General features: G+C 63.1%; 6 protein-coding genes. 2 read left to right on the top strand and 4 right to left on the bottom strand.

Features of this window, described 5'->3' with window-relative positions:
• Window positions 1-131 precede the first annotated feature (131 nt).
• The 4 genes from GC162_15565 to GC162_15550 all read right to left on the bottom strand — a co-directional run bounded on the left by GC162_15565 (window position 132) and on the right by GC162_15550 (window position 6,120).
• Entirely contained in the window at window positions 132-1,586 is a 1,455-nt protein-coding gene (locus GC162_15565; protein MBI1370058.1) for a hypothetical protein, read from the bottom strand.
• On the bottom strand, window positions 1,579-2,124 hold the full coding sequence (locus tag GC162_15560) for a sigma-70 family RNA polymerase sigma factor (protein ID MBI1370057.1): 546 nt from the start codon (window positions 2,122-2,124) through the stop codon (window positions 1,579-1,581). Before GC162_15560 ends, GC162_15565 begins: the two co-directional genes overlap by 8 nt.
• A 171-nt stretch (window positions 2,125-2,295) precedes the next feature.
• The gene (locus tag GC162_15555; GenBank protein MBI1370056.1) at window positions 2,296-3,774 is read right to left on the bottom strand and encodes a hypothetical protein; all 1,479 of its coding nucleotides are present in this window, start codon (window positions 3,772-3,774) and stop codon (window positions 2,296-2,298) included.
• A gap of 9 nt (window positions 3,775-3,783) precedes the next feature.
• Window positions 3,784-6,120: a c-type cytochrome gene (locus tag GC162_15550; protein ID MBI1370055.1), complete on the bottom strand. Its 2,337-nt coding sequence runs from the start codon at window positions 6,118-6,120 to the stop codon at window positions 3,784-3,786.
• Between the two features lie 566 nt (window positions 6,121-6,686).
• On the opposite strand from GC162_15550, the gene GC162_15545 reads away from it, so the two are divergent.
• Window positions 6,687-10,409, top strand: a complete 3,723-nt coding sequence (locus tag GC162_15545) for a DUF1553 domain-containing protein (protein MBI1370054.1) — start codon at window positions 6,687-6,689, stop codon at window positions 10,407-10,409.
• A gap of 58 nt (window positions 10,410-10,467) precedes the next feature.
• Window positions 10,468-11,943 carry a DUF1501 domain-containing protein gene (locus GC162_15540; protein ID MBI1370053.1) on the top strand — a complete coding sequence of 492 codons (1,476 nt, stop codon included), beginning with the start codon at window positions 10,468-10,470 and terminating at the stop codon, window positions 11,941-11,943.
• The last annotated feature ends 404 nt before the right edge of the window (window positions 11,944-12,347 follow it).

Raw genomic sequence — 12,347 nt, 5'->3', positions numbered from 1 at the left:
GAGCGCATGTGGATCAGGGCGTCGGATGTTTTGCGGTCAGGTCGGGGATTGTCCGCGATGAACTTGTAAATTGCTTCGTCAAGTGCGAAAGCTCTCATTTTCGATCGTGCCTCCCAAACGATTCGTCAATGTCAATGACCGGGTTCCTGTAGGGCCGGTGCGATCGACAGATCAAGATGAAAGACCATGTCGCCGGGCATCCGGTCGATGGTGCTGTCACCGATGCCGAATCCGTCAGCGCCCGAGTGGTACCGTTCGCCGCCGCCCAAGCGGTCGGGGGTGAAGGCCAGATACGGAATACCGGTGGTCCATTCGGTGGTTGAATGGGTCATGCCGATGTCGAAGGCATAGAGCGTGTTCGCATCAAGACGAATCGGCGCGTCGAATATGAACGTCACGTAGTCGCCCGGCCCCCAAGTCGAATTCTGGATCGCGGTCGCCGTCGCGACGGATGTGAACTGCTGATCGATGACGATGCCGATACGAATGGCGAAAGTCTTTTGCGGCTCCGAGGCCTTCATCGTTCGCACGGTCAGCGAACGCAGCAGCACATCATGATCGCCCGTGGCGAAGGTCTGTCCCTTGGCTCGACCGGACGCCGACTTGCCGTCCGCCCACCACTTGTCCTGCCCCGTCACTTCTCCGAGATTGGCAACGTCGTCCGAATCGACTTCGGGGGCGGTGGTGCTGAGCGAGATCGTCGCTTGGCGCGTCGTCGAGGCGATCTCGAGGGGTTGACCGTCGATGAGCCGAATCGCATGACCGGCCGCGACGATCAGCGGTTCGCTTTCGGGTTCCGCGCCGATCCAATGAACGTGGCCGTCCGTCACGCGCAGATCGCATCGGCCATGGTCGTCGATGTGTACGTTGAAAGCCGTGCCGAGGTCGGTGATGTGCGAGCCATCGGGCAGATCGACGGTAAAGCCGCGCGCTTCGTGCGGGCAATCGAAGCTTGCCCAGCCGCGCTGGAGCGTGGCGTGCATCGGATCGTGCATCACGATGCTTGTCGCCCCGCGGAGATTGACGGTCACCCGGCTGGTGAGCAGGAACTGCGCCGAACCGGATCCGATCGAGTACGTGCCTGCGGCATATTCAAAGCCGGGATCGGCGACGATGTCGTTCACGAGCGCGCTGCCGGTTGTGTCGATGAGCGTGGCGACCGGGTGTTCGATCAGAGGCCGATTCACGGTCGGCTTCCCGGACCGGTGCGACATGACGTAAAGGGCGATACTGCATGCGATGACGATCGCCGCCGCCGGCAACACGACGTGCAAGGGGAACCGTTTGGCGCCGCGCACCGGCTCGCGACGAATCGGGATCGATCGTCGCTGCGACGCGATCTGCGCCAGTCGCTCGCCGAGGAAGCTTTCGTGGTCCCGCTGCGTCATGGCGTGACGCATGATCTGGGCATCGGTGCAGAGGGCGACAAAGTACGCACGCAGCGCCGCATTGGAGGACAGCAGATGATTAAGGCGATGAAACTGCGCCGCGTCGATGTCGCCCTGCACGTATCGCTCGGCGAGTTCAGCAAGCTCCATCCGCGCCTCGTCGGAGGATTCGAAGTCGGGGGCGTGCAGGTCAGGCATCGGGGTGCTCCTGCACACGGGAAAGCCGGCCCTCAACGCAGTCGCGCAACGTCGTCCGCACACGTGTCAGCACGCGATAGATCGCATCGGAACGCTTGTTGAGCCGGCTGGCGATCTGGCGGCTGGTCAAACCGTCGCGGTAGCGCAGATCGAGCACCTGCCGCGAGTATCCCTCCACCAGCGCGAGGCACTCGAGCAGCGCGGTCTTGTGCGCCAGCACGGGCTCGGCCGCTTGTCGCTCGAACTCATTTTCCAACTGATCGAGTACGGCGGCGTCGAACAGCAGGGCGTGCTTGTGCGAGTCACGCAGAACGCGCAGCGCCTCAAGCCGGGCGGCGCGACGGAGCCAGTGATGCAGGTGGGTCGAGTCGTTGATTGTGCCCGCCTTTTCGATCGCCGCCATCGCCACCGCCTGGAGCACATCCTCCGCCACGTGTTCGTCGCGCACGATGATGTTGATGTACGCCACGAGCCGGGCATGCTCGTGCATCAAGACGGAAACGATCTGGCTGGGCGTAATCGGCATCTGCGGCTCCATTTCTACTACTGCGCGAAACGGATATTCTGTACAAGACCGCGCACACGTCCGCCGATCTCTGTAAGTCTATGACAAATAATATGTTGCTATTGCGGCGGTGGTTCCACGTATCGCGGCGGCCTTGATTGCGGCGCTCAAAATGATGCGAAGCGACCGGGCATTGCTCGGCGATCAGGGGATTTCGTTGAGCGTGTAGTACGCATCCGGGTGCAGCAGCGGCTGGCCGGAGGCGTTCTTGAGGTCGGGCATGTGGAACTCATGGACATGGCCTTTGACCATGCCCTCGACCGTCACATGCACGGACAGTCCATCATCCGACATGACGGCTCGCGTGACCGTCGGCGTGGTCTGGTCGACTTCGGGACTGCCGTAGGCCTGCTGATAGATATGCGTGAACGTCGCCATACGGTACGTCGATACATCGCTCGCGCCCTTTCGATCGACGGGCTGCGTGAAGGTGATGACAAACCCATCGTGCCGCACACTGATGCGCAGAATCTCAAAGGGCACTTTGCCGGTCCAATCGACGCGCTGCAGCGCGAACGGCTTGGAGCCGCGCACCGGCCAGCCGCGCGACGTTCCGCCGACGATGAGCTGCCCATTGGGCGTGAACTGCACGGCGAGCAGACCCGTGGCGAACCCCTCGCGGAAGGGATAGCACGCGCCCTGCCAGACGCCGTTGATCTTTTCCGTCGTGGCCCGCATGAGCAGACTCATGGTGTAATCACCGATGAAAATCTGATCGTCGAACGGGCCGAACTTCCCGCCGGTGTGGTTGACTTCGTAGCCCGTGTTGGACTGGCCCATGCGACGATATGGAAACACCACCGCGTAAGGCACGAGTTGTTTGACCCGCTTCCGCTCGATTTCGAGGCGCGAGTTGGTATTGGGCTCGACGGGCACGGGCCCCATGTTCGGCGCCTGCGGATACCAGCGGAAACTGGCGGGGTGCCCCATGAATCCGCCCGGCTCGAGCACCTTCAGCGAGCACGAACCGTTCCACGGCCCCTGACTTTCCGTGTAGAACATCACGCCATGCTCATTGGGCCCCACGCCGCCGGGGCTGCGAATGCCGCTGGCGATGGGAATCGTTTTGCCGTCCGGCGTGATCTTCAATGCCCATCCGCGAAACAGATTGTCCGACTGATACGACTTGCTCAGACAGAGCGTGATCCAGATGTTTCCCTCCGCGTCCAGATCGCTGCTGAACCCGAATTCGTGATAGGCGTCAAAGCCCCAGTTGTCGCTGAGCGTTTCGAAGAGGTCGCCGCGGTCGTCGTGGTCGGTGTCGGTGATGCGGGTGACTTCGGTCTGCTGCATGATGTAGAACGCGCCATCGCGATAATCCAGCCCGTGAATTTCATCGAGGCCCGAGGCGTAGAGGTGATACGTCGGGCGCTCGTTGGAGGCGAACGCTCCGGTCACAAGGTAAATTTCCCCGCGGCGCGTTCCGATCGCCAACCGCCCATCGGGCAGCACGGCGAACGCGCCGGCTTCGATGCCCAGTTCGTCGGGCATCGGCAGGTCGACGATCCGGTAGTACTCCGCCTCGCGTCCCGCCGTGCCCCACGATTCGCCGAGCTTCTCAGCGAATGTCCGGGGCGCGATCAGGCCCGCGACGATCAAAACCGTGATGATCAGGTATTTCATTTGCGGTCCTTACCAGCGATATTCGATCTTCAAGGTGTTCGCGCCCGTGTGCAGTTGCATCGCCGCGCGCAGTTCCTGCTTGTCGCCGACGCGAACGATCTGCGCCGCCGACTGCCCGGCGATGTTCAGGCGAAGCGGGCCGATGATGTAGCTGCCAGCACTGTCGGCGGTGATTTCCTTGCCGGCGGCGAGTCGCATCACCAATAGCTTCTCGGCGCCGGTCACAGTGAATGTCAGCGTCCGTCGGAACAGCGCGTTGCCGGTCGCCGCGTCCTTCACGTCCATCGGGTCGTCTTCGACGGCGATATCGCCGATGCGATACAGGAACGTCGGGCGACGCTTATCGTCGAGCCGGTAGCCCTTGAAACGGATGTCGCGCTCGCGGCTTGTCGTCGTCGGCCAGTCGTCGGCGATCGAGCCGAGCAGGGCGAAACACGTATCGCCGGGCAGCGTCACATGATCCTGCCCGAGCAGATGCACATCGCCCGAGCCCTGATTGCGCCAGACCGCTCCGGCATCGACGAAGTCGCCCTTCCAGATTTCCGTCAGCCGCATGCTCTCGGAATCGAATACCAGGTTGATCCCCGCAGGGTAGCCCACACCGATGCCGCGCTTGCCCACATCCCTGTACTTGCGGCGAAGCATGACCGCTTCGTCACCGACCTGAAGCACGAGCGGTTCGTTCTTGAGCCCCTGCGGCAATCGGGCGTTGGTGCCTTCGATGAGGTATTCCCAGATGGCGTCGATCTGGCGATCGGTGTCGCCCATGAGCAATTCGGGCCGGGTCGACACGCCGTTGGGCCAGAAGGCGGGCATGACGGTGGTCGGGCTGAACTGCTGCGGCTTGAGCAGGTAGGCATGGAACCAACTGTATCGCAGCCGCGCCGGCGCATCGCTCAGGTCCAGCGCCGCCATCGTCTGCGGCATCTCGCCTTGAAAGCGATGACAGGCGATGCAACTGAACCCCTTGTTGCCGACCAGTTCCCATCCGACCTTTTTCATCGTGTCATGCTCATCGGGTTTTGCATGCTCGACGAATTTGGGTCCGTCCGGCACGTCGACCTCCGCAAACAGGTCCGCGAGGTCTTCAACATTGTCGCGTCCGAAGATGGGCATGCGCGTGAGCATGTAGGGGCGTACCGATTTGCCTTCGACGAGCACGCGGCGCAGCCAGTCCGCATTGAGCTTCGCGCCGACGCCCGACAGCGGCGGGGGGATGCGGCCCTGCTCGCCGAGGTTCTCATTGTCCGAATGAAAATAGGCGCTGCGATCCGCTTCGATGCCGCCGAGGTCGCCGCGCGCATGACAGGCGATGCAGTTGAACGTGATCAGAACACGTCGAATATGATCGGCGGGCGAGGGCGGAACAGGCGCGGCGGCGAGGGCCGCTCGAATCGCGCCGCGCTGCGCCTCGCTCAATCCAAAATCCGGCGCACCGCCGGGATCATCCGCCAGACATCCACCGGCCATGTTCAAACCCGCGAGCGGCATTGCGGTCTGCTCCGATGAGATGCCTTCGAGATGATGACAATTTGCACAGCCCAACTGCGTGAAGGCCGTCCGACCCTCCGCGACGAGCGAGCCATCGACTGGAATCGTCGCAAGCGGCGGGGCGCCTTGGAGCAGAAAGGCGGCAAGGTCGATCGCTTCCCACGGCGAAAGCTGCATGTTCGGCATGCGCCCCCCGGCCCGGACGGCAAGCGGATTCTCCAGAAACGCCGCGAGACTTTTGTGCGTGTACTTGTCCTGCAATCGGCCCAGCGGAACGGCGTGGGGAAGCGGCTTCTCGGTGGCCTTCGCATCGCGCGGGGCGTGACAGGCGACGCAGCCGACGGTGTGGAACAATTGCTCGCCGCGACGGATCGAATCCTCCTCCGCGGCGCCGGCCTCGGGGAAAGTCTTCGTCAGCGATCGAAGGAACTGAGCGATGGCGTGAGCCGTCCGCTCGCGATTCGCCGAGTCAAGGCGGCCCATGACCTGGGGCATTGTCGTGCCGGGTTTGACATGGGCGGGGTCGGCGATGAAACGCTCAAGATAGTCAGGCCGAATGCGGGTTCCCACGGCCGAGAGGTCGGGGGCCGGTTTGATGCTGATCGTCTCCGCACGCGGCCCGGGATCATGGCAAGCGGTGCAATTCAGCTCGCCGAGCAGAATCAGCCCCGCCTCTGGCGCGGCGTCCGGGCCGAGCCGCTCGACCCCCGTGATGACCGGATGCAGGAGAGGTCCGGCCGCATCCGCACGGCAGACGTCGTGACGAATCATCGCGAAGATCAAAAGGAGGCCAACGATCCGTGTCATGCACGACCTCGCAAAACAAATCCAAACCATGCGCCATCCGACGCCCATGCGTCCCTATTCTAACGACGCAGTCAACAAAAACTGCACAAATAGGCGACTGACAGGCGTTTTGAACACGATCGCGACAAACACGAATGCCATGCGGCAAACGGCGTCCGTTGATGCGCCGGAGGCGAATCGCGGATCAATATGAAGGCATGGCGACGCTCGTTCCGACCCTCGACAATCAACTGAAGTTGCCCGCCGTCTCAGACGTCGTCTACGCCGAGTCCGGCGGACTTCAATACGCATGGCTTGGTAAGGAGGTCTTCGGCCAGCCGCCGTTCACCCGCATCCACCCAAAATACCCGAGACGGAGCGCATTTCTGCGTATCTGGGCTCCACGGCCTGTCGATTCCCAACGCCTCATAGCGTCCCCGCGCTGAGGACTTCTGGGGCATAACACCCATAAGACACGTCATCCCGATATCGCCCACGGCCAAATCGGTTGCTGGTGGATTCAGCAATGACGCGGATCGATGGTATAATGACCATCATCCGAACCGGCGCCGCCGCAATCTTCGACCCGCCTTGATTGTTCCCGGCCAGGCGCCGCCAGAATTCGGAGCCCTCTCATGCATCATCGGAAGACAGCAACCCGCCGGTTCGCCGCACTGCTGTGTCTTGTCATGGCGACGTCGACCGTCTTGGCCGGTGCTGCACCGAAGATCGACTACGCCAACGATGTGCAGCCGATTCTTTCCAATTACTGCTACGCATGTCACGGTCCCGACACCGCGCACCGCAAGGCGCATCTTCGGCTGGACCTGCGCGAAGCGGCGCTGAGCCACGAGCACAACGGCGTCAAAGTCATCCTGAGCGGCGATCCCGATCACAGCGAGCTGGTGCGCCGCGTCGAATCGCATGATCCCGATGAGCTCATGCCGCAGGATCCGGACAAGCGGCTTTCGCCCAGGCAGATCGCCACGCTCCGCGCCTGGGTCGCGCAAGGTGCGGAGTTCCGCGATCACTGGGCTTTTGAGAAGCCGGTCAAGGCGGCGCTGCCGGCGGTGCATGACGAAGCATGGGGGCGCAATCCGATCGATCGATTCGTCCTCGCCAAACTCGAAGCCGAGGGGCTCAAGCCCGCCGCCGAAGCGGACCGCCGCGATCTCATCCGTCGCGTCACGCTCGATCTGACCGGCCTGCTGCCGACGCCGGACGAAGTCGATGCGTTCGTCGTCGATCCCTCGCCCAACGCGTATGAGAAGGTCGTCGATCGTCTGCTCGATTCGCCGCGCTACGGGGAGCACCGGGCGCGGTACTGGATGGACTATGCGCGATTCGGTGATACGCAGGGGCTGCACGTCGATGCCTATCAGAGCCGCTGGCCGTACCGCGATTGGGTCATCAGGGCGTTCAACGACGACATGCCCTATGACCAGTTCACCATCGATCAGCTTGCCGGCGACCTGCTGCCGCCGACGAATGTCGACCAGCTGGTGGCGACGGGGCTGGTCCGCTGCGGGATCGCCACCGGCGAAGGCGGCACGATCATCGAGGAGCTGCGCGTCAATCTGGCGCGCGAGCGGACGGAAATGCTCGGCGCGGTGTACCTGGGGCTCACCACCGGCTGCGCCGTCTGTCACGACCACAAATACGATCCGCTGACGACGAAGGATTTCTATGCGCTCTCGGCGTTCTTCAATAACATCGCCGAGAAGGCATCGACGGATGATCGCGTCGACTGGCCGCCAAGCATCTACATTCCCAAGGCGGCGAATCGTGACGGCTACAACGCGGCGCTGACGAAGAAGGCGGAGATACTCCGGCAGATGGCGGCGCGCCGGGCGAAGGCCGACGAACTGCTCGCGGCGTGGCTCAAGCAGAGCGGGCCAAAGGCCGTGTCCACGGACGGGCTGGAACTGCGTCTGCCTCTCGATGAAAACTACGGCCCCGGCGACACGGATCGCACGCTGCTGCACAACACGGCTCCGCACGCCAATCCGCCGACGTTTCATACCGAAGGCCCCGAAGCGCATTGGGGCGAGGAGACGAATCTCTGGCCCACGTTCCGCTTCGAGACGAACACGAAGGTGAACCTCAGTCCAGCGGGCGACTATGAGAAGGATCAGGCGTTTTCCGTCGGCGGATGGATCAAGCCGCGCAATGTGCCCGGCGGCCGGTATTGGAACACCAAACAAGGCGCGCTGATCGCGCGAATGGATGCGGACGCCAAGTTCCGCGGATGGGACCTGTATTACGCCGATGGCGCCCTTGTCGTGCAGCTTGTTCACGATTGGCCCGACGCCATCAGCGTCAAGACCGTCGGCACCACCGAGTACCGCAATCCCTTCATGCCGCCCGAGGGATCCAACGGCGGGACGAACGTCAACGAGACGCTTCCGCGCGGGAGATGGTCGCATGTGATGTTCACCTACGACGGCTCGGGCAAGGCGGCGGGTGTCAAGGTTTTCGTCAACGGCGTCGAGCAGAAGCTCGCGGTTGATCAGGACAATCTCACCGGTTCGATCCGCACGAGCGTCCCGACCTGGCTGGGCCGGCGACACGACGCGGAGCCCATGCAGGCGACCGGGTACCAGGACATCCGCTTCTACAAGCGGGCGCTGTCTCCCGAGGAAGTCGACCGGGTCGCGAAGGAGGATGTCGCGGCGGAGATTGTCTCGCATCATCCCCTTGCTGAATGGACGGCGGATCAGCGGCAGATCGTCGAGGATGTGTACTTCGAGCGGTATGACGAGCCGAGCATCGCGCTGGCGGCTCAGCTTCCGGCGATCGACGCGGAGTTGATGCGCCTATCGAGCGGCGGAAGTCTGACGCTCATCTGCCGCGAGAAGCCGGGGCTGGCGTATGCGGATATGCTTCGTCGCGGTTCGTTCGGCACGCGGATCGAACGTGTCGAAGCGGACACGCCGCACTTTCTGCCGCCGATGCCCGCCGCGGCGCCGCACAATCGACTGGGGCTCGCCCAGTGGCTCGTCTCGCCGGACAACCCGCTGACGGCGCGCGTGACGGTCAATCGCATATGGCAGGAAGTGTTCGGCTCGGGGATCGTCCAGACCAGCGAGGATCTGGGCATCGTCGGCGAACGGCCGTCGCATCCGAAATTGCTCGACTGGCTGGCGGTCGACTTCCGTGAAAACGGTTGGAAGGTCAAGCGGTTCTACAAGATGCTGGTGATGTCGGCGACGTATCGTCAGTCGGTTCATGCCACGCCCCAACTGACCGAGCGCGATCCGACCAATCGTCTGCTCGCACGCGGACCGCGCTTTCGCATGGACGGCGAGATGCTGCGCGACATGGCGCTTCAGACTTCGGGGCTGCTTGTGGAGAGCGTCGGCGGACCGAGCGTCAAGCCGTATCAGCCCGCCGGCGTCTGGGACGGCAGCTATGGCAATGCCAAGTACACACAGGAGCATGGCGCGAATCTGTACCGCCGCAGTTTGTACACGTTCTGGAAACGCATGGCGCCGATGCCGAACATGGAGGCGTTCGACGCGACCGATCGCTCTTCGACCTGCGTACGCCGGCAGCGGACGAACACGCCGCTGGCGGCCCTGGTATTGATGAACGATCCGCAGTTCCTGGAATCGGCGCGCCGGCTGGGCGCCCGCGTGATCGAAGAAGGCGGCTCGACGGACGCCCAGCGCATCGACTTCCTCGGGCGGATGTTGCGGGCCAAGCCCTTCGATGAGACGGGACGCCATGTGCTGCTGACGGCACTGGAGCAATTCCGCGACCAGCTCAACGCCGACCCGTCACGGACGATGGATCTGTTATCGATCGGCGAATCACCGCATGCCGCGACCGACCCGCAAGCGGCGCCGCCGCCGAGTCTGACCACGAACAAACCGGCGACCGCGTCGCTGGAGGACGCCGGTCATCCGGCATCGCTGGCCAACGACGGTCAGAGCGATGACACCAATCGCTTCTGGTCGATGGATGCGCGGAAGGCGGACACAGCATGGTGGCAGGTGGACCTGTTGGAGCCGACGGACGTCGGGTGCGTCGTCGTCGTGGGCTACTACGGCGACAATCGTTATTACGGCTTCACGGTCGAGACATCGCTCGACGGCAGGACATGGGATCTGGCCGCCGACCGGCGCGACAACAAGCAGCGTTCCACCGAAGCGGGCGTCACATGCACTTTCCCGGTGCGGAAGGCGTGCTACATCCGCGTGACTCAGACCTCCAACTCCGCCAATCCGGGCCGGCATCTTGTCGAAGTGATGGCGTATCGCCAAGCGCCGCGCGTGAGCGATGCAAAGATCGAGCAGGCGGTGTGGATGATGATGGCGACGACCTTGATGAACAGCGACGAAGTGATCAACAAGTGAGGCCCTATCCATGAAACCACAGTCATGTTCAGATCATCACGGCCTGGGCCCATCGCCGATGGACCTGCCGGTGCCGGCGGAACTCAAGGCGCGCTGGCACCAACTGGCGACGCGTCGTCATTTTCTGGGCGCCGGCGGCAAGGTGCTGGCGTGGGCGGGACTCGCGTCCCTGCTGGAGCGCGAAGCGGCGGGGGCACCGGCTCTGATGCACGATCGCGGCGTGCTGGCGGCGCCGCATCTTCCGCCGACGGCCAAGCGCGTCATCTACCTGTTCATGTCCGGCGGACCGCCGCAGATGGACATGTTCGACTACAAGCCGGACCTGGCCAAGTGGTTCGACAAGGACCTGCCCGAAAGCGTGCGCGGGACGGCGATGCCGACGGGCATGACCGCCGGTCAGACGCGCTTCCCCGTCGCGCCTTCGCAATGGGGCTTCAAGCAGTACGGCCAGTGCGGACGATGGGTGACCAATCTGCTGCCGCAGACGGCGAAGTTGTCGGACGACATGGCGCTGATCCGCTCGATGCATACCGATGCGATCAACCATGAGCCGGCAATCTTGCTCATGAACACGGGCAACATGACGCCGGGCAAACCGTCGATGGGTTCGTGGCTCGCTTACGGGCTCGGCAGCACGAACGACAATCTGCCCACGTTCGTCGTCCTCAACTCCAACTTCACCGTCGGTAATCCTCAGCCGATCAACGCTCGGCTCTGGAGCAGCGGATTTCTCTCGTCGCGTTTTGCCGGCGTGATGCTGCGCTCCGGCGCCGATCCGGTGCTGTACCTCAAGGACCCGGCGGGCATGGGCCGCGACACGCGCCGCACGATGCTCGACGCCGTCAATGCGCTCAATGAGCAAATCTATCAGCAGACCGCCGACCCGGAGACGCAGGCGCGGATCAGCCAGTACGAGATGGCGTTCCGCATGCAGACGAGCGTGCCGGAGCTGGCGGATTTTTCCGATGAGCCGCAGAGCACATGGGACCTATACGGTCCTGAGGCGAAGAAGCCCGGCAGTTACGCCTACAACTGCCTCATGGCCCGCCGACTCGCCGAGCGCGGCGTCCGGTTCACGCAGGTCTACAAGCGCGGATGGGATGTGCACGGCGACTGCGTCGGCACGCTGCCCAATCTCTGCCGCGAGACCGATGCGCCGACCTACGCACTGCTCACCGATCTGAAACAGCGCGGCATGCTCGACGACACGCTCGTCGTCTGGAGCGGCGAGTTCGGCCGCACCGTCTACTCGCAGGGCGGACTCTCGCGACAGAACTACGGCCGCGATCACCACGCCAAATGCTTCTCCGTCTGGCTCGCCGGCGGCGGCGTCAAAGGCGGCGTCACCCACGGACAGACCGACGACTTTTCCTATTCGATCGCTCAGGACCCCGTCCACGTCCGCGACCTGGCCGCCACGATCCTTCACACCCTCGGCATCAACCACGAAAAACTCACCTACCGCTTCCAGGGCCTCGACCAGCGCCTCACCGGCATCATCCCCGCCAATGTCGTGCGCGAAGTACTCGCCTAACGGCGCGGTCCAAATTGAAATTCCGCGCGTAAAAAAGCCCGCGTCAGTTCCCGTTGCAGGACTGGTTCGCGGGCGGAGGAGAGAAAAAAAGGCGCAGAACGATGGAAATAGGTAAAGCAAGATGCGTGCCAAATGAGAATCGCCGTTCTGGGGCGAAAATCGCTGATGCGGCCGGCTGCGTCCGATAGCCGTGTTCCAATCCGGCACACCTTGGCGAGCCACAATGCGCCAGATTGGTTCCGCGCATGGGGAAGCTCGGGGATGGCGATCCCTGCGCTTTCGAGTTGGGCGCGTAAAAAAGCCCGTGTCAGTTCCCGTTGCAGGACTGTGTCACGGGCGGAGGAGAGAAAAAAAGGCGCAGAACGATGGAAATAGGTAAAGCAAGATGCGTGCCAAACGAGAAT

This window comes from Planctomycetota bacterium (genome assembly GCA_016125255.1).
GTDB lineage: Bacteria > Planctomycetota > Phycisphaerae > Phycisphaerales > Zrk34 > RI-421.
The sequence above is the reverse complement of the archived record's forward strand: the minus strand, read 5'-3'. Positions and strand labels throughout refer to the sequence as shown.